Here is a 23,291-nt window from a genome sequence, read left to right as displayed (position 1 = left end):
CCCGCAGCCCGCCCTGGGTCAGGCCACGTCCTGGGCGATGCCGCTGAGGTCCCCGGCGTCGACGAAGCCGCGGCCGATGGCCTGGCCGATGTCGTTGGGAGGCAGCGCGACGTAGGTGACCTCGGCGATCTCCTCCTCGCTCAACCCGGCCTGCCGCAGCCAGGTGGAGACGAAGGCCTCGGCGTGGGCGCCGAGGGTGTTCATCGCCACGGAACGGCCGATCAGGTCCCGGGGGTCGCGGATGTCACTGGCCTCGCCCACGTAGAGGCCGTGGAAGGTCTGGGTGTCGGAGCCGTAGTAGTTCGACACCGCGGTGACCGCAGCACCGGCTTCGACGAGCTTGATGACCGCTCCGGTGAAGGCGTAGCCGATGTCGGCGGCGCCGGTGGCCACCGATTGGATGTCCTGCGGGCCGCTGCTGGTGCTGCCCACCCACTGCAGGTCCACCCCGTCGAGGTAGCCCAGGTTCTCGGCCAGTTCCACGTTGAGCACCGTGTTGGGCCAGCCCTGGTAGCGCACCACCGTCGCCCCGCCGGCGGTCGTGGGGCTCCGGGCGGCGGCGGTGGCTCCACCGCAGCCGGAGAGCATCCCCGCCGCTCCCACCGCCAAGCTCGAGCGCAGGAAGGCGCGGCGGGAGGCCGGGGTCAGCAGCAACGGAGCCGACGATGCGAGGCGGAACAAAGCCATGGTGATCCTCGAAGTTTTGGGTACGCCAAATCGCCCCCTCACAGGACGGGGGTGGGGCGAGACCAGGAGAAAAGGGGAGGAAAGCTGCGGTGACGATGCCCTGCGACGGGGCCGTCAGGACATTCGCGACGAGCTACAACAACGCATCGAGTCGACGAACACGCCTTGACCGTAGGGGCCCGCAAACAGCATCCCCAAGGGCTTCGTAACAATTTGACAATTGCACACCCGAGCGCACGGCGTGTGTCCTCGGATGTCGTGGGCCTTCAGCGACCTCGCTGAGGACCCTAGCGTGAGCAGTGTTCCGCTCCACCGGAGAACTACCCGCCGGCGCTGCCGACAGGTGCCCTGCGGGCCGCGATGGTCCTAGGTCCGGCCGGTCGCGCAGGGCGCGGACGGCCGTCCACATCCCTGGCAGCAGGCCGGGCAGGGTTCATCTCGGGCGGCTCGTCAGCTCCTCCCTACCGGAAAGGCCTTGTCACGATGACTCTCCACCCCGCCGCAGGCCCCACCTCCCCGCTGTCGGTGGTCGCCGTCGTGGGCAGCACCCACCGGCCCGCCAAGACCGCGGTGCTCGCCGAGGCGATCCTCGAGGAGCTCGCCGGGGTCCTGCCGATCGAGCCCCACGTCGTCCGGCTGGAGGAGGTCGGTCCCCTGCTGGGCGGCGCCCTCTACCGGTCCCAGGTGCCCGAGCCGGTCGAGGAGCACCTGCAGCGCATCGAGGCCGCGGACCTGCTCGTGGTCGCCACCCCCGTCTACCGGGCCTCCTTCACGGGCCTGTTCAAGCACCTGTTCGACCTCGTCGACCAGTACGCCCTGGTGGACACCCCCGTGCTGCTGGCGGCCACCGGCGGCTCCGAACGGCACGGCCTGGTCATCGAGCACCAGCTGCGCCCGCTGTTCGCCTTCTTCCAGGCCCTCACCCTGCCGGTGGGCGTCTACGCCCACGACCACGACTTCACCGACTACCGCATCTCCTCCCCGCTGCTGGCCCAACGGATCGCCACTGCTGTCCGGCGCGGACTGCCGTTCATCGACGGCACCAGCCGCCACGAGCCGGCCCTCGACCGGGAGCTCTGCGCGGCCGCCACCGCCGTGGCGGCGGGGCGGTGAGGGCACGAATGCCCTGGCCGGCTCCCACCGGCCCCGCCTGCCCGCTGAGCGGTCCGCGCGCCCGCGTGCGAGGCCGCCCTGCACCCTCCTTCTTCCCGTCCAACCTGGCCGCAGCTGCCGGGGGCGGGACCCGCCAGCTGCTGAAAGGACATGCCGTGAGCCCCCGACTGTCCGTGCTCGTCCAGATGGACTTCGCCGGGCGCGTCGTGATTCTGCCCGACAGCGCCTGAGCGCGCCCCTTCCGCCACGCCTCCTCCCTCGCCCCTTCCCACGTAAAGGACATGCATGATGACCGAGCTGACGTTCCACTGGTTCCTGCCCACCGCCGGGGACTCCCGCAACATCGTCTCCGGCGGCCACGGTGCGGCCGTCCGCAGCACCGGATCCCTGCGCGAGCCCTCCCTGGACTACCTGACCCAGGTGGCCCGGGCGGCCGAGCACAACGGCTTCGACGCCGTGCTGACCCCCACCGGCACCTGGTGCCGCGACGCCTGGCTGACCACCGCGGCCCTGATCCCGGCCACCGAGCGGCTGCGGTTCCTGGTGGCCTTCCGCCCGGGGCTGATCTCCCCGACCCTGTCGGCCCAGATGGCCGCGACCTTCCAGGAGCACTCCGCCGGGCGGCTGCTGCTCAACGTCGTCGTCGGCGGTGAGTCCCCCGAGCAACGGGCCTACGGGGACTTCCACGACAAGGACGCCCGCTACGGCCGCGCCGACGAGTTCCTCGACATCGTGGCCCGGCTGTGGGCCGGGGAGCGGGTGAACCTGGACGGGCAGCACTTGCGGGTCGAGAACGCCCAGCTGCAGCAGCTGCCCGATCCGCTCCCGGGCATCTACTTCGGCGGCTCCTCCCCGGCGGCCGCCACGGTGGCGGCCCGACACGCGGACGTGTACCTCACCTGGGGGGAGCCCCCGGCCCAGGCGGCGGAGAAGATCGAGACGATCCGGCACCTCGCCGCCGCCCAGGGACGCACGGTGCGCTTCGGGATCCGCTTGCACACCATCACCCGGGACACCTCCGAGGCCGCCTGGACCGAGGCGGCGCGGCTGCTGGAGGCCATCCCCGAGGAGCTGGTCGCCCAGCAGCAGGCCAAGCTACGCGAGTCGGAGTCGGAGGGCCAGCGCCGGATGCTGGAGCTCAACGCCGGGGACCGCACCGGCCTGGAAATCCACCCCAACCTGTGGGCCGGGGTCGGACTGGTCCGCGGCGGGGCCGGCACCGCCATGGTGGGCTCCCACCAGGAGGTCGCCGAGCTCATCAAGCAGTACGCCGCCGTCGGCTTCGAGGAGTTCGTGCTCTCCGGCTATCCGTGCCTGGAGGAGGCCTACTGGTTCGGCGAGGGCGTCCTGCCGCTGCTCGAGGCCGAGGGGCTCTGGACCCGGCCCGGCACGGCCGCCCGCCACCTGGTCTGAGTGAGACCGCCCGTGCAGGCCTGTCCGCAGCGGGGTGCCTTCGGAGCATCGGGAACAATCCGGCAACGCCGGGCAACGAGAACGGGTGGACGCCGCCGCCGGCACCGCCGTCCACCCGTTCTCCTGTCGCCGCGCGCAGGACGACGTCTTCGCCACCCCGACCACCGAGACCATCCGCTGCCCCGTTCCCGCGCTGTTGCCCACACCCGGGACCCGTGGAGGCAGCGCGAGCGCGCCCTCTCCCCCGAGTGCCCCACCTGCTGGCTCGAGTTCGTCACCGCGAGCGCCACAGACGCTGCGTTTCGCTGGTTCCCGCTTGCTGCGGACCAACCGGATTGGAGGCATGTGTGGTCACCGGCATCACCGGGGCGGAGAACCGGCGTCAACGACCGTTCGACGCTCCCCGTGTGCGCTCTTTCGATGAGCTGTGGTGTCGGCTGGGGATGCGCGGCGGGCAGACACAGGAGGCTGTCCGCTTCGCTGCGTGGTTCGGCGGGGCGGGTCACGAGGACGACGACGCGGTCGGACAGGGCGGCCCGCAGGTCTGCCCTGAGCGAGTCGGCGGCGGGGGCGTCGAGGTGGCTGGCGGTTCGTCGAGGAGCATGACGTCGGCGCGGGTGAGCAGCGCCGGCCCACGCGGGCGGGAACCTCGTGCTCTTCTCCTCGGTGGACCGGTCGTCCCGTCTTCGGGCGAGCAGGCGGCTGCCGCGGATGGTGGAGCCGAACAGGTGCGCCTCCTGGGGCTCCAGGCGATGCGCCGCCGCAGCTGTCCGGCGTCGAAGGCGGTGCTCCCGGAGCCGTTGGCCTGCCACGAGCCCTCCATGGCGAGCAGGTGGCCGAGGAGGGCGGCCCGCAGGGTGGATCTGCCGGCCCCGGAGCGGCCTTCGATGATGAGCCACTGACCGCGGCGCACGGTGGCGTTGAGGTGGCGGGATGCCGGGGCCGCGGCCCGGGTCAGGTGACGGCCAGGTCGGTCGGTGCCAGCTCCCGGATCCGGGTCGGGGCCGGCCCAGTGGCGTGCCGTGGCGCCTCGCCGAGGGGTAGTGGGGGTGACGGCATGGAGATTGCGCAGTGATGCGGCCGAGCAGGGGGGCCGGTCAGACCCAGGGGCGGCAGCGCGAGCGCGGCGGCGACCGGCGGGGAGATCGTACCGCCGATTGCGGGGTCTGCGGTGGCTGCCGGCAGGTGCACGGAGGACAGCGAGCAGGCCAGCACGACGACGGCCTCGCCCAGGTGCTGCCCGTGGGGCGGTTCGTGGTCGTTGGCTCTGGCCTACGGTGGCAGGTCGTGCCGCCTGCCCTGCTGTGGTGGCACCGCGGGCTCGTGGTCGTCAGCGCAGGGTGCGGCGGACGGCGGTGCTGATCATGTCGACGAGGGCGCAGAGTGCGATGAGGGCCAGGACGGTGCCGGCCATGGCGTCGAGGTCGAAGGCGACGCGTTGGTCCTCGAGCAACCGTCCGAGTCCTCCGGCTCCGACGATCCCGACGACGACGGTCTCACGTATGGCGACCTCCCAGCGGTACAGGCCGTAGGCGAGGAAGCGTCCACCGGCCTGGGGGACGATGGCGTAGCCGAACGCGCTCACCGCTGGCGCCCCGGTGGCCACGAGATGGTCGTGGGGCCGGCGGTCGATGTTCTCCACGACCTCGGCGCAGAGCCGGCCCAGGATGCCGAAGTTGTACACGCCCAGCGCCAGTGCTCCCGGCAGGGGGCCGGGCAGGAGCAGGAACAGGAACAGCAGCGCCCAGACCGGCGGTGGCAGTGACCGGGTGAGCAGCAGCAGCCAGCGCGCCAGCATCCCGGCGGATCGGTGCGCCAAGGTGGTCCCGCCGCGAGCGGCCACGAAGGCCACGGCCACCGCGGCCACCGCGGCGATCGTGCCGGCCACCAGGGACATCTGCAGCGTGACCAGCGCTTCCTCCAGGAGTCGGACCCATCCGCCCTCGGGCAGGCCCGGGGGGACCATCTCCGCCATGAGGCCAGCGAGCAGCTCAGCGGTCCGCGAGGAGACCACCCGGGACAGGTCCGGGCCCAGGTGCACCAGGGCGGCGAGCACCAGCCCGAGGGCCGCCACCGCGGAGATTCCGGAGCGCCGGACCCCGTCGGCGCGTCGAAGTCCGGCGCCCCACCGCTCGACCACAGCCCCGATCACGACGATCGTGTAGATCAACGTCCACACCTCGGCGTGCCGGGATCCGGAGAAACTGAGGACCAGCTCGAAGCCCAGGCCCCCGGCGCCGACCATGCCGAGGACGACCGCGGACCGCACCGCGCACTCGAACCTGTAGAAGGCGTAGGACACCAGCTCCGGCCACGCGATCGGCAGCACCGCGTACAACAGCGCCACTGCGCGCCCAGCCCCGGCCGCGCGCAACGCCTCGTATGGTCCACGGGCTGACTCGTCGATGATCTCCGCGTAGACCTTGGCCGTGATGGCCCCGAACGGGATCGCGATCGCCAGCACCCCCACCAGCGGGTCCCGTCCCAGCACACTGAGCAGCAGCAGCGCCCAGACGGCCTCGTGGACGCCCCGCGGCAGCGCCAGTCCGAGCCGGGTGAGCAGCCACCCGGCCCGGCGCGCCCTCCGACGGGTCCGGGCCCCCGTTCCGGTGGCCCACCAGGTCTCCGAGACCAGCACCCCCACGACGAGGCCCACGACGACCGCCGGGAGGGTGCCCAGCACCGCGTACGACAGTGTGCTCAGGGCCGCGGCACCGGTCCTCGCCAGGAACTCCCCCGACAGCTGGGGAGTCAGCGCGGCGCGGAAGAACTCGGCGAACCGTGACCAGCCCGAGGCATTGATGACCGAGCCTTCCGCGATCAGCCAGCCGCCCACCGACCACGCCACCGCGAGCGCCCACACCGTGGCCCACGCCCGTCCGCCACCGGGCGGCCGCCACATGCCGGCCCGGCCCCCGGTGCCAGCGGCCACCTCCCACCGGGTGGGGACGCTCACGCCGCTGGGTCTCACGTGTCAGGGGCCAGGTCGTAGATCCGCGCACGGGTGCCCTCGTCCACCTCCTCGACAGGGACGTCGAGGACCACCCGGCCCTGGCGCAGGGCCACCACCCGATCGCAGTGGCGCACGGCCAGATCGAAGTCGTGCAGGCTCACCACCAGGGTGCGCCGGTGGCCGGCGGGCTGCTCGAGCAGCCCGCAGAGCAGGCTCATCACTTCCTCGGCCCGGGCCGGGTCCAGGCTGGCGACCGGTTCATCGGCCAGCACCAGCTCGGGGTCCTGCACCAGCAGGCGGGCCAGGGCGACTCGCTGCTGCTCACCTCCGGAGAGCCGATCGGTGCGCACGTGCAGGTACGGGCCGATGCCCACCCGATCCAGCGCCATTCGCGCCTCGTCCACCTGGAGCGGACGGACCAGAGAACGCAGGGCCCGCAGCCGGCCCCATGTCCCCAGCCGCCCGGCGTTGACGTTGTGCACCACCGGCAACGGCCCGACCAGGTGCAACTGCTGATGTACCGAGCCGATCCTGGCCCGCAGCCTCCGCAGAGCGCCCGGTGAGACCGCCCACGGATCGACGCCGAGAACCTCCAGACGTCCCTGTGTGGGGACCACGGTGCCGCTGCCCAGCCCGAGCAGCGTGGACTTGCCCGCCCCGCTGGGTCCCACCAGGGCCACTCGCTCACCCCGGCGCACGGACAGGTCCACACCGTCCAGGGCCAAGCGGTTCCCGTAGGCCACGCTCACACCCTGCACGCGCAGCGCGATCCCCGCATCATCCTGGCCGACCTCCCGGGAACGGGGCACCACCGGTTCACAGCTCATCGGATCAGGTCAAGGGTGCGGGCGATCTCCTCGATCCGCTCGTAGTCCCCCGGCTCGGCAGGGACGATCGCCTCCGCCCCGTACTGCTCCAGCAGCGCCGTCTCCTCGGCATCCGATCCGTCCACATCCAGCAACGCCTGCCGCAGATCATCGGTGAACCCGCCTCCGAAGCGCTCGTCCAGCCCAGGGGCACCGACCCAGTGGTAGTCGGCGTAGGTGGGAGTCCTCATGATTTCCCGCACCGTGTCGGTGTCCACCGTTCCGGCCTCGGTACGGGCCTGCCAGACCTGCAGGTTCAACGCCCCGGCCTCATAACTGCCGGCCTCCACCAGGTCGATCGTCAGATCGTGCGAGCCCGAGAAGCCCGGGGCCCCGGCGAAGTCGGCCTCCGGGTCGATCCCGGCCTGCTCGAGGAAGTACGCCGGCATCAGCCGGCCCGAGGTGGAGGACTCGCTGCCGAAGGTGAACCGGGAGCCGGCCAGCTCCCACAAACCGGCAACGTCGTCGACCGGCTCCAGCCCGGCGTCACGATGGGCGATGAAGACGCTGCGGAAGCGTTCGTCGATGTCTCGCTGCGCCAGCACCCTCGCCCCCTCGGTGCGCAACCGGGCCTGCACCCCGGTCAAGCCCCCGTAGAACACCAGGTCCAGATCACCGGTGCCCAACAGACTCACCGACGCCGCATAGTCGCTGACCGGGACGTACTCCACCGCGACATCGAGCTCCTCAGCCAGATACGCCGCCATCGCCTCCTCCCGCTCGGCCAGATCGGAAGGATCCACATCCGGGATCGCGCTGATCCGCAACGGGCCGCCTTCCTCCTCCACACCGACGGAAGAGCTGCAACCGGCCGCGGACAGGACAACGACCACACCGAGTACCCCAGCCGCCAAGGTACGACAACGACTCACCATCGACATGACCGCATCCTAACGGCCCTCGCCCGCGCCTCCCGGCGGGCGCAACGGACCGTCGGGCGCAACGGACCGTCCGGCACCACACGCATCACGAACTCCGCCAGGGCCGCCGACCTCAAATGGTCGTCGCTGACGGCCGTTCCCGGATGCGCCGGTAGAGCGTCGCCCTCGACATGGCGAGGTTACGTGCCACCTGGGTGGCCGGCTCTCCGGCGTCGACCAGCCGCAGAGCGTTGCGGATCGAGGAGTCGGTGAACGTGAGGCGCCGCCACCGAGGTCCTTGCCGGCGGCTCGGTGCTTGCCCACCGAGGGGGTGATCCGCTCCCGTGCGCTCTCCAGCCCTGTCGGGGCCATGGCGGCCCGGACAGTGGTGACCATGGACCCCATCGGGTGGATGTGCCCACGTCTCCCCCACCCAGCTTCAGCACTCGTAGGTCGGCTCCCTGACCCGTCACCATTCAGCGACGGCAAGCATGTGCGGAGTCCACTTGCTCAGCGGGGGGGGCGAGGTCGAAGGCCCTCATTGGAAAGCCTCAGAACCAGGGCCCGGCCGGACCGTAGAAACCTGTAGCGACCGGAGCCATGGGCAATGGCCAGCGGATCACCCCATCGGCTGAAGCCGCCATGGATGTGAGGAGACTTAAACACACCCTTTACACAGCCCCTCTCTCCTGTAACATCCACCCGATTTACTGTTAGTGAACAGCGTTTCATACTGCGACACTACCGAAGGATGTTCCCATGACCGCCACCGCTCCGCTGACGCGTTCCGAGGCCGAGGTCGACATGGCCGCACTGCCCACGCCCACCCTGGCAGAGCTGGCCCGGGCCGACGGCGTGGAGTTCATCCTCGCCACCTTCGTGGACATGACCGGCCGGCCCTGTGCGAAGCTCGTGCCCGTCTCGGCCGCCGACGAGCTGCAGTACGAGGGCATGGGCTTTGCCGGCTACGCCGCCGGCCTGATCGGCCAGGACCCGCAGGACTCCGACCTCGTCGTCGTCCCCGACCTGTCCTCCTACACCCCCCTGCACTTCGTGAAGCAGGGCCTGGGCATGGTCCAGTGCGATCCGCACGTCAACGGGCAGCCCTGGCCCTACGCCCCGCGGGTGGCCCTGAAGAACACGCTGGCGAAACTGGCCGCGCGGGGACTGCGGCCGATGGTCGGCGCGGAGATCGAGTACTTCCTGGTAAAGAGCAACGAGGACGGATCCATCGCTACGGCCGACGAGCGGGACTGCTCCCCGCACCCCTGCTATGACGCCCGCGGGGTGACCCGGATGTACGAGCACCTGACCTCGATCTCCGAGGCGATGAACTCTCTGGGCTGGGGCAACTACGCCAACGACCACGAGGACGGTGCCGGGCAGTTCGAGCAGAACTTCGCCTACGCCGACGCCATGACCACTGCCGACCGGGTCATCGTGGCCCGCTACATCATCACGATGCTGGCCGCCGAGCGGGGCATGACGGCCACGTTCATGCCCAAGCCGTTCACCGACCGCCCCGGCAACGGGATGCACCTGCACCTGTCCCTGTGGAGCGGGACCCGGGCCCTGTTCCCCGACGACGACGACGCCCGCGGCCTGGGCTTGTCGGAGCAGGCGTACGCCTTCATCGGCGGGGTGCTGGAACACAGCTCCGCGCTGCTGGCGTTCATGGCCCCGACCGTGAACTCCTACAAGCGGCGCAACGCCCAGACCTCGGTCTCCGGGGCGACGTGGTCCCCGCGCAAGGCGACCTACGGCGGCAACGACCGCACCCACTTCATCCGCGTCCCGGACGGCAACCGCATCGAGCTGCGCGGCGGCGACGGCTCCGGCAACCCGTACCTCATGATGGCCAGCGTGCTCGAGGCGGGCCTGGACGGGATCGACCGTCGGGTCGATCCCGGCGACCCGTGCGGGCCCGGCGAGCAGCCCGAGACCGCGGTGGAGCTGCCGGCCACCCTGCTGCACGCCACCACGGCGCTGCGTCAGGACGAGGTGGTGCTCGCCTCGATCGGCGGTGACCGCGCGGTCGGCCAGTACTACGCCAAGGCCAAGGAGGAGGAGTTCCTGTCCTGGCACAACGAGGTGAGCCAGTGGGAGCTGACCTCCTACCTCACCCACTTCTGAACTCCCGGCCCCAGACCTCCACCCCCGACCACGACCCGCGAGGAGAAGCACATGTGCGGAATCGCCGCCCTCCAGATCAAGAACCCGGCCCTGCGCCCGCAACTGGGCGCGCTGCTGAACACCATGCTGTGCGAGGTGATCGAGCGCGGTCCCGACTCCGCCGGCATGGCGGTCTACGACAACCCCGAGATCACCGACCAGGACTCCACCGTGCTGAGCCTGCTCGGGGCCGACCTGGGCAAGACCCCCGCCCAGATCCGCACCGAGCTGGACCTCGAGCTTCCCGAGGCGGAGGTGGCGGTCGAGGTCCTGGGCCACACCACGCTGGTCTCCGGGCAGGCCACCTCCCAGGAGCTCGCCGCCGCCCTGGACACCGTGCTGCCCGCCTACGACGTCATCGGCCGGGGCCGGCACGTGGCCGTCATGAAGAGCGTGGGCAACCCCCGCGACGTCGCCGACGCCCACGACCTGGTCTCCATGGCCGGCTCCCGCGGCGTGGCCCACACCCGCATGGCCACCGAGTCCGCCGTGACGGCCGCCGGCTCCCACCCGTTCTCCGTGGCCGACGACCTGTGCCTGGTGCACAACGGCTCCTTCTCCAACCACGCCTCGATCCGCAAGGAGCTCCAGCGCACCGGGGTGGTCTTCGACTCCGCCAACGACTCCGAGGTCGCCGCCCGCTACATCGCCACCCGCCTGGAGGTCGGCGAGGACCTCGAGACCGCCCTGGAGAACCTCAGCGAGGTCTTCGACGGCTTCTACACCCTCGTCGTGACCACCAAGGACGGCATGGCCGTGGTGCGCGACCCCATCTCCTGCAAGCCGGCCGTGGTCGCCGAGACCGAGGACTGGGTGGCGATGGCCTCCGAGTTCCGCGCCCTGGCCGAGCTGCCCGGCATCGAGAACGCCCGCGTCTTCGAACCCGAGCCCGGCCAGGTCTACACCTGGCGCGCCTGAAACCTACACGATCCCAGGAGGAACCGAGCATGACCGCACTGGCCCACGAACCCGCCCAGATCACCACCGAGACCACCGCCGCGACCGAGGACACCACCGTGGTGGATCTCGCCCAGTCCTCGGTGCGTGATCTCAACCAGGCGCTGCACGATCCCGCGAGCACCAGCACCGAGTGGCTGGTGCGCCACCCGGCCGGCAAGCACAACATCGCCGTCGGCATCGATCGGGCCCTGACCATGACCGTCGAGGGCAACGTCGGCTACTTCTTCGCCGGGATGCACAAGAGCGCCGACATCACCGTGACCGGCAACGCCGGCCAGGGCCTGGCCGAGAACATCATGTCCGGCCGGGTCCACGTCAAGGGCGACGCCTCCCAGGCGGTCGCGGCCACCGGCCACGGCGGGCTCGTCGTCGTCGACGGCAACGCCTCCGCCCGGTGCGGGATCTCCATGAAGGGGGTCGACATCGTGGTGGGCGGCAACGTCGGGCACATGTCCGCGTTCATGGCCCAGGCCGGGCGCCTCGTGGTGTGCGGCGACGCCGGGGACAGCCTCGGGGACTCCCTCTACGAGACCCGCATCTACGTGAAGGGCACCGTGAAGTCCCTGGGCGCGGACTGCGTCGAGAAGGAGATGCACGAAGAGCACCTGGCCGAGCTGGCGCAGCTGCTCGCCGCCGCCGGGCGCGACGAGGACCCCGCCGCCTTCCGCCGCTACGGCTCGGCCCGCACGCTCTACCACTTCCACGCCGACAACTCCGCCGCGTACTGACGCTTCCCCGACCGACCAGGAGAACCCCGTGACCGTCACCGACCTGCCCACGACCGCGCCCTCCCCCGCCGCCGCGACGGCGGCCCAACTGGGGCTGCGCGAGTCCGCCACCTTCGACCGCGCCACCATCGCCGACATCCAGCACGCCGCCGCCACCGGTGTCTACGACATCCGCGGCTGGGGCGCCAAGCGCAGGGTCCCCCACTTCGACGACCTCCTCTTCCTGGGGGCGTCGATGTCGCGCTACCCGCTGGAGGGCTACCGGGAACGCTGCGACACCGACGTGGTGCTCGGGGACCGCCATGCCTCCAAGCCCCTGCACCTGGACATCCCCGTCACCATCGCCGGCATGAGCTTCGGTGCCCTGTCGGCCAACGCCAAGGAGGCCCTCGGCGCCGGGGCCAGCGCCGTCGGGACCTCCACGACCACCGGAGACGGCGGCATGACCCCCGAGGAGCGCGGACACTCCAAGACCCTGGTCTACCAGTACCTGCCCTCGCGCTACGGGATGAACCCCGACGACCTGCGCCAGGCCGACGCCATCGAGGTGGTGCTCGGCCAGGGCGCCAAGCCCGGCGGCGGCGGGATGCTGCTGGGCCAGAAGATCACCGAGCGGGTCGCGGCCATGCGGACCCTGCCCGTGGGCATCGACCAGCGCTCGGCCTGCCGCCACCCCGACTGGACCGGCCCCGACGACCTCGAGATCAAGATCGCCGAGCTGCGCGAGCTCACCAACTGGGAGAAGCCGATCTACATCAAGGTCGGCGCCTCCCGGCCCTACTACGACACCGCCCTGGCCGTGAAGGCCGGAGCCGACGTCGTGGTGGTGGACGGCATGCAGGGCGGCACCGCCGCCACCCAGCAGGTCTTCATCGAGAACGTCGGCATCCCCACCCTGGCGGCGATCCCCGAGGCCGTGCGCGCCCTGCAGGAGCTGGGGCTGCACCGCAAGGTCCAGCTCATCGTCTCCGGCGGCATCCGCACCGGTGCCGACGTCGCCAAGGCCATGGCCCTGGGCGCCGACGCCGTGGCCATCGGCACCGCCGCCCTGATCGCCCTGGGCGACAACAGCCCGAAGTACCAGGCCGAGTACGCCGCCCTGGGTTCGGCGGCCGGGTACTACGACGACTTCCAGGACGGGCGCGACCCGGCGGGGATCTCCACCCAGGACCCGGAGCTCTCCGCCCGCCTGGACCCGGTCGAGGGCGGACGGCGGATCGCGAACTACCTGCGGGTGCTGACCATGGAGGCCCAGACCATCGCCCGGGCGTGCGGGAAGTCCAACCTGCGCCACCTCGAGCCCGATGACCTCGTGGCGCTGACGGTGGAGGCGGCCGCCATGGCCAAGGTCCCGCTGGCCGGCACCACCTGGATCCCGGGAACGTTCCAGTGAGCGCCGGCCCGTACGTCGTGGTCGGGGCCGGGCTCATGGGCGCGGCCACCGCGTGGCAGCTGGCCACCCGCGGCGAGGAGGTCGTGCTCGTCGAGCGCGACGTCCCCGCCAGTGACCGGGGCTCCTCCCACGGGTCGGCCCGGATCTTCCGCTACGCCTACCCGGAGGCCTTCTACGCCGATCTCGTCGTGCAGGCCGAGACCCTGTGGGACCAGTTGGCAACGGACTCCGGCCGGCAGCTGATCGACCGGGTCGGGTGCGTGGACCACGGCCGCGCCCGGCGCCCCGAGGACCTGGCCCGGGTGCTGGAGCAGGTCGGGGTGGAGCACGCGCTCTACTCGCCCGCCGAGGCCATGGCGCGTTGGCCGCAGTTCGTCTTCGACACCCCTGTGCTGCACCAGCCCGGCGCCGGGGTCCTGGACGCCCACACCACGGTGGAGGCCATGGTGGACCTCGCCGTGGCCGCCGGAGCGCAGCTGCACACGCACTGGCCCGTGACCTCCATCACCCGGTCCGGGGCCGGGTTCACCGTGACGGGCCCGGGCGGGGCGACGCTGGACGCCGGTCACGTGGTGGTCGCCGCCGGCGGCTGGCTGCCCGACCTGCTGGGCGCACTGCCCCTGCCCCCGGCCTTCCTCGCCGCGCTGCCGCGGTTCACGGTGATGCAAGAGAACGCCTACCACTTCCCCTACCGCGACGCCGACCAGCCCTGGCCCACCCTGATCCACAAGGACGACCTGCAGGTCTACGGCCTGCCGGGCGGGCGCGACGCCGGGTTCGCCGGCCAGAAGCTGGCCGAGTACAACGGGGGCCGGCCGATGCGCTCGGCCGCCGGCCAGGACGGGGTGGTCGATCCCGCCAACCGGGCCCGGGTCGTCGAGTACGTCCAGCAGCACCTGCCCGGCCTCGTCCCAGAGCCCTACGCCGAGACCACCTGCCTGTTCACCAACACCCCCGATGAGCACTTCGTCCTGGACACCGTCGAGGGCGTCACCGTGGTCTCCCCGTGCTCCGGCCACGGGGCGAAGTTCGCCCCGCTCATCGGGGTGATGGCCGCCGACCTCGCCACCGGCGCGGGCGACGTCCCGGCCGTCTTCCGCCCGGGCGCCGGCGCCCTCGTGCGCTGAGCCCGCCGGACCCGCGCTGCCACGATCCACTTCTCGCTCACCAGCCCGACCGCAAAGGACGACTCCGATGGACGAAGGTCTCTCCGCAGGGGCAGTGTGGACCATCACGGCCACCGCCCTGATCATTCTCATGACTCCCGCCCTGGCGTTCTTCTACGCCGGCATGACCCGGGTGAAGTCGACCCTGAACATGCTCATGATGAGCGTCGTCTCGATGGGCATCGTGGGCGTCGTATGGGTCCTGTGGGGCAACTCCATGGCCTCCAGCGACGGCGCCCTGCTCCAGCTGATCGGCAACCCGTTGACCGACTTCGGGGCCACGGCCTCGAAGGGCACCGACGCCCTGCTGGGCATCGCCTTCAACGCCGCCTTCGCCATCGTCACCGTGGCCATCATCTCCGGCTCCATTGCCGACCGGGCCAAGTTCGGGGCCTGGTGCCTGTTCGTGCCCCTGTGGGTCACCTTCGCCTACGCCCCCATGGCCTACGCGGTGTGGGGCGGGGGCCTCCTCAGCGCCGAGGGCGCGATCGGTGCGTGGGCCGGTGAGGCCCTCGACTTCGCCGGAGGCACGGTCATCCACATGAACGCCGGCATGGCCGCCCTGGTGGTCGCCGTGATCCTGGGCGTACGTCACGGCTTCGGGAAGGACCCCGACCCGCGCCCCCACAACCTGCCCCTGGTCCTGCTGGGGGCAGCCCTCCTGTGGGTCGGCTGGTTCGGTTTCAACGTGGGCGCGGCCACCGACGACGTCCAGGCCGCCACCATCCTCGTCAACACCCTGGTCTGCCCCGCCGCGGCGATGCTGACCTGGCTGCTGACCGAACGGATCCGGGACGGGCGGCCCACCACGTTCGGCGCCGCCTCGGCAATCGTCGCCGGCCTCGTGGCCATCTCCCCAGCGTGCGCCGACGTCGACGCGACCGGCGCGATCCTGATCGGCCTGGTCACCGGGGTGGCCTCCGCCCTGGCCATCGGGCTGAAGTACAGGCTCAACTACGACGACTCCCTCGACGTGGTCGCCGTCCACCTTGTCTCCGGGTTCATCGGCACGGTGGCCCTGGGCTTTCTCGCCCTGCCCTCGGAGGCAACCGCCGGTGGCCTGTTCTACGGCGGCGGCCTGGCGCAGCTGTGGGCCCAGGTCGTGGCGACGCTCTTCGCCTGGATCTACTCCGCCGTGGTCACCGCAGTCATCGGTGTGGCCATCCACCGGACCGTCGGATTCCGCGTCGAGCAGACCGTGGAGCTCGACGGCCTCGACGAGCACCAGCACGCCGAGTCCGCCTACCACTTCGGGCCCGTCAGCGCCTCGGCGCCCTGACCGGTCCGATCCGGCTGATCGATCGAGGTGGTGAGGTCCCTGTCGGGGCGTCGCCACCTCGATCTCCGTCCCCCGGCAGGAGCCGCCATGAGCATGCCCGCCCCCAGGTCTTCACTTTCCGACCCCCGGAGCCCAGCGGCCGAGACACCTCCCCCCGGATACCATGGGCTGATGACCAGCGATGATCAGGAGACCACGGGCGACGGGGCGGCGGAGGCCGCGAGCGCCCGGGAGCACGGACCCGGGCCCTCAGGTCGTCTCGAGCGCTCCATCGGTCAGCAGGTCAAGCACTTTCGAGCCACCCTGGGGCTGACCGCCTCGGACCTGGCCGAGCGCACGAGCCTGTCCAAGGCCATGATCTCCAAGATCGAAAGCGCCTCCACCTCCTGCTCCCTCAGCACCCTCGAGCGCCTGGCCGAGGGCCTCGGTATCCCCGTGACCGCCCTGTTCCGCGGCCTGGAAACCGACCGGGAGGCCTCGCACACCAAGGCCGGGGAGGGAGCGGTGGTCGTGCGCAGCGGGACCCGCCGCGGCCACGAGTACAAGATCCTCGGCACGCTGCGCCACCGCGAGGACGCCCTCGAACCAACTCTCGTGACGCTGACCAGCGCCTCCGACGTCTTCCCGCTCTTCCAGCACCCGGGCACGGAGTTCCTCTACATGCTCGAGGGCGAGATGGTCTACAACCACGGCCCCCACCAGTACCGCATGCTCCCGGGCGACTCCCTCCTGTTCGAGGGAGAGGCACCGCACGGACCGGCCGAGCTCGTGAGCGTGCCCATCCGCTTCCTGGCCATCGCAGATCCCCATCCCCGCCATCCCTGAGAACGGCGCGCCGAGCGGACGACGGGCGGGGCACCACCTCCTGCAGGAGGTCGTGCCCCGCCCGTGGTCACTGGCAGGCCCGAGGCTCAGCCGGCGTAGGCGGCGAGGGTGTCGGCCAGGGCGACCGCCCCGGTGCGGGCGTCGTCGTCCTCGCACAGCTCCTCGGGGGAGTGCGACACCCCGGTGGGGTTGCGCACGAACAGCATGCCCGTGGGCACGTGCGCGGACAGCACGCCGGCGTCGTGGCCGGCCCCCGTGGGCAGCAGCGGAGCTCCGCCCGTCGCGGCCGACAGACCGGCGGCGATCGTGGTGTCGAAGTGCACCGTCGCGCTGAACGACTCCTCCACGAGCTCCACCGTGCACCCCTCCTCCGCGGCGACCGTACGGGCCGCGGCGTGGATCCGCTCAACCACCGCGGCCGTCACGGCGTCGTCCGGGTGACGCACGTCGAGCCAGAAGTCCACCCGCGAGGCGATCACGTTGGTCCCGCCCGGCACCGGCTGCAGCCGGCCCACGGTGGCGCGGGCCGACTCGTGGGCCAGGGCGATGTCGCGGACGGCGACGACGGCGCGGGCGGCCGCGACCACGGGGTCCCGCCGGTCGGCCATCAGCGTGGTGCCGGCATGGTTGCCCTGCCCCGACACCGAGATCCGCCAGCGGCCGTGGCCCAGGATGGACGAGGCCACGCCCACGGATGCGTCCAGGTCCACCAGGCCCCGGCCCTGCTCGACGTGCAGCTCCAGGAACAGGCCGATGCGCTTCAGCCCGTCGTGGTCGACGCCCACGGTGTCCGGGTCCTTCCCGTTGGCCCGCAGGACGTCGGCGAAGGTGCTGCCCTCGGCGTCCCGCAGGTTCAGCGCCCTGGCCGGAGCGATGGCACCGGTGAACAGGCGCGAACCCAGGCAGGCCACGCCGAAGCGGGAGCCCTCCTCCTCCGGGAAGACCGCGATCGCGATCGGGCGGGACGGAGCGAAGCCGCGCTCCCGCAGGACGTCGATCGCTGCCAGGGACGAGGCGACCCCGAGCGGACCGTCGTAGGCGCCCCCGCCCGGGACGGAGTCCAGGTGGGATCCGGTGACCACCGCGCCCGTGCGCTCGTGATCGGGGACGTCCCACCAGGCCCAGATGATCCCGTTGCGGTCGGTCCCCACGTCGAGGCTGCGCCGCTGGGCGGCCTCGACGAACCACGACCGCAGGTCCAGTTCGGGCGTCGAGTAGACGGGGCGGGAGTAGCCGCCGCGGGTTGCATCCCGGCCGACGTCGGCGATGGAGCCCATGAGGGAGATCACCGCCGCCGAGGTCGGAGACGGAGTGGTCGCGCCGCAGATCGGTTGCATGGTGAAGTCCTCCAAGAGTGGCCCACGGCGCTCCTGTCCGCACGCCCTGCCGTAGCTTGCAGGTGGCCCGTAAGCCTCCGAGTGGTTCCAGGCCGCCCACGGGGGCGATACCAGGTGTGGGAACCTGTGCACCATTGTTTCATGAAGTATAACTGAGTTGAACGTCATTCAACACCGAGATGCGGTGGCGTGTCCCCCCATGGGGTCCCCGTGCGGTCCCTGTCCCGCCGCTGCGTCCCCCACGGAGGTAGAGATGCCCCTTCTGCAGACTCCGGCCCTGATCCGGTTTGCGTCCTTGCGGCCAAGCCAGTGGCGCAACCACGGAGGAAGCACCACCCAGATGGTCCTCGCCGGCGACGACGGCAACGCCTTCGACTGGCGTCTCAGCCTGGCCGAGATCCATCGGGCCGGGGCCTTCTCCCCGTTTCCCGGCACCGCACGCACGCTGACCGTCGTCCATGGGCAGGGCCTCACCCTGATGGTCGACGGGAGAGAGCATCGGCTGGAGCGGAACCGCCCCTTCCACTTCTCCGGGGACGCCTCCGCTGACGCGTCCCTACCGCTCGGCCCTGTCCGAGCTCTCAACGTCATGACCCGTCAGGGAGCTGTCCGAGCAGAGGTGACCGTTGTGGAGCTGGTCCAAGGACTCGTGCATCGGCTCTCCGCAGACCAGGTCGCCGTGCTCGTCTCCGGACATGCCCTCGTCGCAGTCCGTGGGGCAACGACGGAGCTCTCCCTGTACGACACCATCCGGGGCGACCGGCAAGCGGGCCTCAGCGTCCACGGGTCGGGGCGTCTCGTCCTGGTGTCCCTCCAGGGGCGTCGGTAACCGGCCAAGCCGTTATCGCTGCGGCGAACCGGTGGTCGCAGCGCACCTTCCCCTCCTGGGCGGTCGCGGCGGCGTCCATGGCCGCGGCGGCGTCGGCCCGGGTGGCCGAGGCCAGGGTCGCGATGACCTCCCCCGTCGCCGGGTTCTCCACCTCGAAGGTGCCCCCGTCACTGGCCGCCCGCCAGGCCCCGTTGATCAGCAGCCCCTTCGGCGTCCTGCCCAGGACCTCCTCGATCCTGGCCCGGTCGATCCCGCTCGTGGTGCCGGGAGCCTTGTCCGTGATGCTCATCTGTACAGCCTCTCTTGCTCGACGCTTCGACACCGGGCGCCGGTGCCTCGGGTGCGTCACAGGGATGGTCGGACGGGCGGGCGACAGCACCGGGCCCGCCCGCAGGTGGTGCTGGGGCCCCGGAAACTACCGGGGCGGAGGGGCATCAGGTTCCGGGGTCCCGAAAAGAGTCGTGGCATCGCTCAGACCTTCACCGGAGTGCCGTGGGAGTCCTGGGCTCGTGGCCCGGCAGTGGCACCAGATGCCGTGGTCAGGTGGGCCTGGCATCGCCGGGCCAGACTTCTGCTGAGCCCGGTGCGGCGCGCGAGGTCCGCCGGGTCCATGGTGTGTCGCCCCGCGTCGCGTTCGGTCTGGAGGACGCCTGATACGCGCTGGACGGCCCACTTCGGGAGTCCGTGCTGGGTCATGCCAGCACTGTTTCCGGGGTCTCGAGCCCCGGGGCGGCGAGGAGCCAGGGGCAGTGGGCGGCGGCCCACTGCCGGGTGGCCTCGACGTCGCGGTGCAGCTGCTCCGTGAGCTCCTGGACGGACGAAAAGCCCTGCTGGCCCCGCAGCTTGGCGGTCAGCTCGACCTGCATCGTACGTCCGTAGAGGTCGCCGTCGAAGTCCAGCAGGTGGGCCTCGAGCAACCGGGGGCCCTCGCCGGTGTAGAACGTCCGGCGCCGGCCCACGGACACCGCCGCGACAGCCCACTCCTCCGCGCCGATCCGCACCTGCGCGGCCCACACGCCGTCCTCGATCCCGGAGCCGGGGAGGGGCAGGTTCGCTGTGGGGAACCCGATGGTCCTGCCCCGGGCGTCCCCGTGCTCGACGATGCCTTCGACCACTGTCATGACTCGCTTCTCCTTCTGATGAGCTGTGGCTGGGATGGACGGAGGTGCGGGCGGCTCTGGAACCGTCCCGCACCGCCTCCGGACGCGGTGCTAGCGGGAGTGGTCGCCGTCGGCCCGGGGAATCTCATGGAGCCGGGCGTGGCGCAACGACTGGAACTCGGGGTCCTTGCGCAGTTCGATGATCAAGGAGATCCCCAGGAGGGCCACGATGATCGTGAAGGGCAGGGCGGAGAGCATCGCGGCCTGCTGCAGGGCGGCGAGCCCGCCGACGACGAGCAGGAGCACGGCACACGTCCCGGTGAGCACGCCCCACAGCGTCAGCACCGGCTTGGTGGGGTTCAGGGTGCCCTTGGAGGAGAGCATGCTCAGCACGTAGGTGTTGGCGTCGGCCCCGGAGATGAAGAACAGGGCGACGAGCACGACGGTGAGCACCGCGGTGACCTGGACCAGGGGAAGCTGTTCGAGCATGGTGAAGAACGCGGAGTTGATGTTGGCGGTAGTGGCCTCGCCGATCCCGGCCCCGTCCATGTCCATCTTGATGGCGGAGCCGCCGAAGATGGTGAACCAGCCGAAGAACACCAGGGTGGGCACCCCGAGCACGCCGGCGACGAACTGCCGGACGGTGCGTCCCTTGGAGATCTTGGCCAGGAAGACGCCGACGAAGGCGCCCCAGCTGAGCCACCAGGCCATCATGAAGTAGGTCCACCACTGCATCCACTGCAGGTCATCGGCCGTGGACGGGGTGATGAGGCTGGTGGTGAAGAACTCGCTGGCGTACTGCCCGATGGAGCGGAAGAACAGGTTGGAGATGAAGTTCGTGGGCCCGGCGATGAAGACGTAGACGGCCAGGACGACCGACAGGGTCATGGTGATCTCACTGATGTACTTGATCCCCCGGTTGACCCCCGACAGGGCCGAGAGGGTGAACAGGACGGTGATCACGGCGATGATGACGATCTGGACCGGCAGCCCGGTGGGCAGGCCGAGGATGCGGTTCAGCCCCTCGGCGATCTGTGAGGCTCCCAGGCCCAGGGAGGTGGTGGTGCCGAACAGGGTGGCGATGATGGCGAAGACGTCGATCGCCTTGCCGAACCAGCCGTCGACGAGCTTGCCCAGGACCGGGCGCAGCATGGGCGAGACCAGGCCGGGTCGGTTCTTGCGGTGGGTGGAGTAGCCGATGGCCAGGCCGAACACCCCGAAGACGGCCCAGGCGTGCAGGCCCCAGTCGAAGAAGCTGTACTGCATGGCCCGTACGGCGGCGTCCATGGTCCCGGGCTCGGCCAGGCCGTGGGGCGGCGCCATGAAGTGCGAGATCGGCTCTGCGACCCCGTAGCTGATCAGTCCGATCCCCATGACCGCGGAGAGGATCATGGCCAGCCAGGCCCAGGTGCTGTACTCCGGACGGGCGGAGTTGGAGCCCAGCCGAATGTCCCCAAACCGGCTGAAGGCGAGATAGAGGAGTAGCCCGATGCACAGCAGGGTCACCACCAGATAGCTCCAGCCCACCGATCCGGCCACCCAGTTCATGCTGGCCGTCATGACGGAGTTCAAGGATTCCGGAGACACCGAGGCCCAGAGGACGAAGGCTGCGATCAGGGCGATCGATACCACGAAGACCGTTCCGGGTCTCGTCGGCGAAGCCGGGCGGTGGCCCGAGCGGCGGGTCGAGACGGGCGGGTCGAGTTGTTGGACCACGGGTTTCTCCGATTTCTGTCGCGAGGAGGGCGGGCGTGCTCTCCGGGCGGGGATCACAGCTGGGTGAGGTCGTCGCTGTCGTAGAAGCGACCGGCCTTGTAGATGATGGGGCTGGCCTCGGTCACCTCCGCGTGACGGACGCGGCAGATGAACACGGTGTGGGTCTTGGCCTGGAAGCGCTCACGGATCTCCGCCTCCAGCGACGCCGGGGACCCGTCGATCAGGGGGCTGCCGCTGGGACCGGGGTGCCAGTCGACCTCGGCGAACTTGTCGGGCGACTTGGAGGCGAAGGTGGCCACGGTGGCTCGTTGCTCGGTCCCCAGGATGTTGATGCCCAGGTGGGTGGCCGCGAACAGCGCCGGGTAGGTGGAGGAGGTCTTCTGGATGCACACCATCACCAGAGGCGGCTCCAGGGACACCGAGGCGTAGGAGTTCACCGCCAGACCCTTGGGGGTGCCGTTGTCCTGGGTGGTCACCACGGTGACACCGGTGATGAACTGCCGGTTGAAGGTCTTCATCACCTGCGGATCCGGGTCCCCCGAGAGGTCGTCGAGCACGACCTCCTCCGGCTGCAGCGGGGTGTCGCTGAGGTGTCGGACGCCGAGGCTGTGCAGCAGCTCGGACCCGTCCCAGGTCACCTCCTCCCGGGCGATCCGTCCGTCTACCAGGGTCACGTGGTTGCACCCGCGGGTCTGCACCCGGCGGCCGGTGGCCGGAACCCCGAGGAAGGTCTCGGTGTGGGTGCCGGTGCTGGTCCAGAAGATCGCCGCCGTGTCCCCCTGTGCAACCACGGCGTCGATGGTGGTGACCAGGTCGGGGAAGCCGGCGCGCACGCTGCGGATCTCCTCCTGCAGCTGCACCAGATCGGTCGTGTGGCCGCTGGCTCGGCTGACCCGCACGTAGTCGGGAGTGACGGCGGCTTCCAGGGCCGCGACCTCTCCGCGGTCCCAGGCGGCCTGCCAGACAGGGGCGAGTGTGGATTCGAGTTTCTGTTGCATGGCACAGAACGTAATCCCGGTCACACCCTGGGGTCAATGGGCGAGGGTAAATTTCCTGTTGCAGGCGATGAACGCGCTGTTAGACACAGGTTTCAACTCCGCGCTCTTGACGGTGCACGGCAACATCCCTACCGTGTGATGCATGCAACAGATCACGAAGGGGACCGACGACGCGGACAGTTCCACTGAGGTCCCGCTGCTGGACCGGGTCCGGCGACTGGTGCTCAGCGGGGATTTTCCTCCGGGGGCTCCGCTGTCGGAGGTGTTCCTGGCCCAGGAGTTCGAGGTCAGCCGCACGCCCATCCGCGAGACCCTCAAGCAGCTGCAGCACGAGGGCCTGGTGGAGATCCGCCCCAAGGTGGGCACCTTCGTGAAGGAGCCCACCCGCCGGGAGATCGTCGAACTGTTCCAGCTCAAGGAGGGCCTGGAGGGCCTGGCCGCCGGCCTGCTGGCCCGCCGCGGACTGGTTCCCGAACTCGAGGTGCTCGAGCGCAACATCGCGGAGTCGGACCAGGCCGCCGCTGATCAGGACGCCACCCGGTACGCGGAACTGGTCCACGAGTTCCACCGCACCATCATCACCGGGTCGGACAACTCCAAGCTGGTCGAGCACTACGACCGTCTGATGAACCAGCTGGCCTACCACCGCCTGGTTCTGCGCACGGCCGAGCACCCCGGGCGGATCAAGGCCTCCACCAGTGAGCACCGTGTCGTGCTGGAGATGATCCGGGACAAGGACCACTTCGGCGCCGAGGCCGCCATGCGCAACCACGTCTACGCCTCCGCCCGCGAAGTCCTCACCGACTCCCGCACGGCTGGCGCCCCCCTCCACTCCTGACCGTCACCTCACCGACTGCCGGCGGCGCGCCGGCGCGAAAGGACCACGCCATGCGCAG

22 protein-coding genes are annotated in these 23,291 nt (G+C 70.7%); 11 read left to right on the top strand and 11 right to left on the bottom strand.

The genetic code is table 11. The features are described from left to right. Positions 1–18 precede the first annotated feature (18 nt). Positions 19–687 carry an ABC transporter substrate-binding protein gene (locus tag ACYSMR_RS17735; RefSeq protein ID WP_461746980.1) on the bottom strand — a complete coding sequence of 223 codons (669 nt, stop codon included), beginning with the start codon at positions 685–687 and terminating at the stop codon, positions 19–21. A gap of 483 nt (positions 688–1,170) precedes the next feature. On the opposite strand from ACYSMR_RS17735, the gene msuE reads away from it, so the two are divergent. Continuing rightward, positions 1,171–1,800, top strand: coding sequence for an FMN reductase (gene msuE, locus ACYSMR_RS17730; protein WP_461746979.1), 630 nt, complete (start codon positions 1,171–1,173; stop codon positions 1,798–1,800). Positions 1,801–2,088: 288 nt separating this feature from the next. Next, a complete protein-coding gene (locus tag ACYSMR_RS17725) occupies positions 2,089–3,213 on the top strand; it encodes an LLM class flavin-dependent oxidoreductase (RefSeq protein WP_461746978.1) in 1,125 nt (374 codons plus the stop codon). A gap of 502 nt (positions 3,214–3,715) precedes the next feature. Here ACYSMR_RS17725 and ACYSMR_RS17720 read toward each other — a convergent pair. The 5 genes from ACYSMR_RS17720 to ACYSMR_RS17700 form a co-directional block, all read right to left on the bottom strand. Then, positions 3,716–4,126, bottom strand: coding sequence for an ATP-binding cassette domain-containing protein (locus ACYSMR_RS17720; protein WP_461746977.1), 411 nt, complete (start codon positions 4,124–4,126; stop codon positions 3,716–3,718). Positions 4,127–4,543: 417 nt separating this feature from the next. Continuing rightward, positions 4,544–6,169: a PhnE/PtxC family ABC transporter permease gene (locus tag ACYSMR_RS17715; RefSeq protein WP_461746976.1), complete on the bottom strand. Its 1,626-nt coding sequence runs from the start codon at positions 6,167–6,169 to the stop codon at positions 4,544–4,546. 11 nt (positions 6,170–6,180) lie between these two features. Beyond that, complete coding sequence (locus ACYSMR_RS17710) at positions 6,181–6,993, bottom strand: phosphonate ABC transporter ATP-binding protein (protein ID WP_461746975.1); 813 nt, start codon at positions 6,991–6,993, stop codon at positions 6,181–6,183. After that, the gene (locus tag ACYSMR_RS17705) at positions 6,990–7,913 is read right to left on the bottom strand and encodes a putative selenate ABC transporter substrate-binding protein (protein WP_461746974.1); all 924 of its coding nucleotides are present in this window, start codon (positions 7,911–7,913) and stop codon (positions 6,990–6,992) included. Before ACYSMR_RS17705 ends, ACYSMR_RS17710 begins: the two co-directional genes overlap by 4 nt. Positions 7,914–8,025: 112 nt before the next feature. Then, positions 8,026–8,325 carry a helix-turn-helix domain-containing protein gene (locus ACYSMR_RS17700; protein WP_461746973.1) on the bottom strand — a complete coding sequence of 100 codons (300 nt, stop codon included), beginning with the start codon at positions 8,323–8,325 and terminating at the stop codon, positions 8,026–8,028. A gap of 326 nt (positions 8,326–8,651) precedes the next feature. Between ACYSMR_RS17700 and glnT the strand changes: the two genes are divergently transcribed. The 7 genes from glnT to ACYSMR_RS17665 all read left to right on the top strand — a co-directional run bounded on the left by glnT (position 8,652) and on the right by ACYSMR_RS17665 (position 16,415). Beyond that, positions 8,652–10,025, top strand: coding sequence for a type III glutamate--ammonia ligase (gene glnT / locus ACYSMR_RS17695; protein WP_461746972.1), 1,374 nt, complete (start codon positions 8,652–8,654; stop codon positions 10,023–10,025). A gap of 51 nt (positions 10,026–10,076) precedes the next feature. Beyond that, the gene (locus tag ACYSMR_RS17690; protein WP_461746971.1) at positions 10,077–10,982 is read left to right on the top strand and encodes a class II glutamine amidotransferase domain-containing protein; all 906 of its coding nucleotides are present in this window, start codon (positions 10,077–10,079) and stop codon (positions 10,980–10,982) included. 29 nt (positions 10,983–11,011) lie between these two features. Then, on the top strand, positions 11,012–11,752 hold the full coding sequence (locus ACYSMR_RS17685) for a GltB/FmdC/FwdC-like GXGXG domain-containing protein (protein ID WP_461746970.1): 741 nt from the start codon (positions 11,012–11,014) through the stop codon (positions 11,750–11,752). A gap of 28 nt (positions 11,753–11,780) precedes the next feature. Then, positions 11,781–13,145, top strand: coding sequence for an FMN-binding glutamate synthase family protein (locus tag ACYSMR_RS17680; protein WP_461746969.1), 1,365 nt, complete (start codon positions 11,781–11,783; stop codon positions 13,143–13,145). After that, positions 13,142–14,272: an FAD-dependent oxidoreductase gene (locus ACYSMR_RS17675; protein ID WP_461746968.1), complete on the top strand. Its 1,131-nt coding sequence runs from the start codon at positions 13,142–13,144 to the stop codon at positions 14,270–14,272. The genes ACYSMR_RS17680 and ACYSMR_RS17675 overlap by 4 nt, the downstream gene beginning before the upstream one ends. A gap of 67 nt (positions 14,273–14,339) precedes the next feature. After that, positions 14,340–15,590 carry an ammonium transporter gene (locus ACYSMR_RS17670; protein WP_461746967.1) on the top strand — a complete coding sequence of 417 codons (1,251 nt, stop codon included), beginning with the start codon at positions 14,340–14,342 and terminating at the stop codon, positions 15,588–15,590. A 171-nt stretch (positions 15,591–15,761) separates the two neighbouring features. Then, the gene (locus ACYSMR_RS17665) at positions 15,762–16,415 is read left to right on the top strand and encodes a helix-turn-helix domain-containing protein (RefSeq protein WP_461746966.1); all 654 of its coding nucleotides are present in this window, start codon (positions 15,762–15,764) and stop codon (positions 16,413–16,415) included. A gap of 86 nt (positions 16,416–16,501) precedes the next feature. Here ACYSMR_RS17665 and ACYSMR_RS17660 read toward each other — a convergent pair whose 3' ends face one another. Next, entirely contained in the window at positions 16,502–17,752 is a 1,251-nt protein-coding gene (locus ACYSMR_RS17660) for an allantoate amidohydrolase (RefSeq protein WP_461746965.1), read from the bottom strand. Positions 17,753–17,951: 199 nt separating this feature from the next. Between ACYSMR_RS17660 and ACYSMR_RS17655 the strand changes: the two genes are divergently transcribed. Then, positions 17,952–18,581, top strand: coding sequence for a HutD/Ves family protein (locus tag ACYSMR_RS17655; protein WP_461748045.1), 630 nt, complete (start codon positions 17,952–17,954; stop codon positions 18,579–18,581). Here ACYSMR_RS17655 and ACYSMR_RS17650 read toward each other — a convergent pair. The 4 genes from ACYSMR_RS17650 to ACYSMR_RS17635 form a co-directional block, all read right to left on the bottom strand. Next, positions 18,526–18,870, bottom strand: coding sequence for an aldehyde dehydrogenase family protein (locus ACYSMR_RS17650; RefSeq protein WP_461746964.1), 345 nt, complete (start codon positions 18,868–18,870; stop codon positions 18,526–18,528). The two genes, ACYSMR_RS17655 and ACYSMR_RS17650, sit on opposite strands and share 56 nt — an antisense overlap. Positions 18,871–19,273: 403 nt before the next feature. Then, positions 19,274–19,702, bottom strand: coding sequence for a riboflavin kinase (locus ACYSMR_RS17645; protein ID WP_461746963.1), 429 nt, complete (start codon positions 19,700–19,702; stop codon positions 19,274–19,276). A gap of 90 nt (positions 19,703–19,792) precedes the next feature. After that, positions 19,793–21,313, bottom strand: coding sequence for a BCCT family transporter (locus tag ACYSMR_RS17640; protein ID WP_461746962.1), 1,521 nt, complete (start codon positions 21,311–21,313; stop codon positions 19,793–19,795). A gap of 137 nt (positions 21,314–21,450) precedes the next feature. Further along, positions 21,451–22,395, bottom strand: coding sequence for a flavin reductase (locus tag ACYSMR_RS17635; RefSeq protein ID WP_461746961.1), 945 nt, complete (start codon positions 22,393–22,395; stop codon positions 21,451–21,453). A gap of 142 nt (positions 22,396–22,537) precedes the next feature. Here ACYSMR_RS17635 and ACYSMR_RS17630 point away from each other — a divergent pair, with 142 nt between their 5' ends. After that, complete coding sequence (locus ACYSMR_RS17630; RefSeq protein ID WP_461746960.1) at positions 22,538–23,233, top strand: GntR family transcriptional regulator; 696 nt, start codon at positions 22,538–22,540, stop codon at positions 23,231–23,233. Positions 23,234–23,291: the final 58 nt, after the last annotated feature.

This window comes from Kocuria sp. U4B (genome assembly GCF_054875615.1).
Note: the sequence above shows the minus strand (reverse complement) of the source record. Positions and strands in the feature narration are given on the sequence as shown.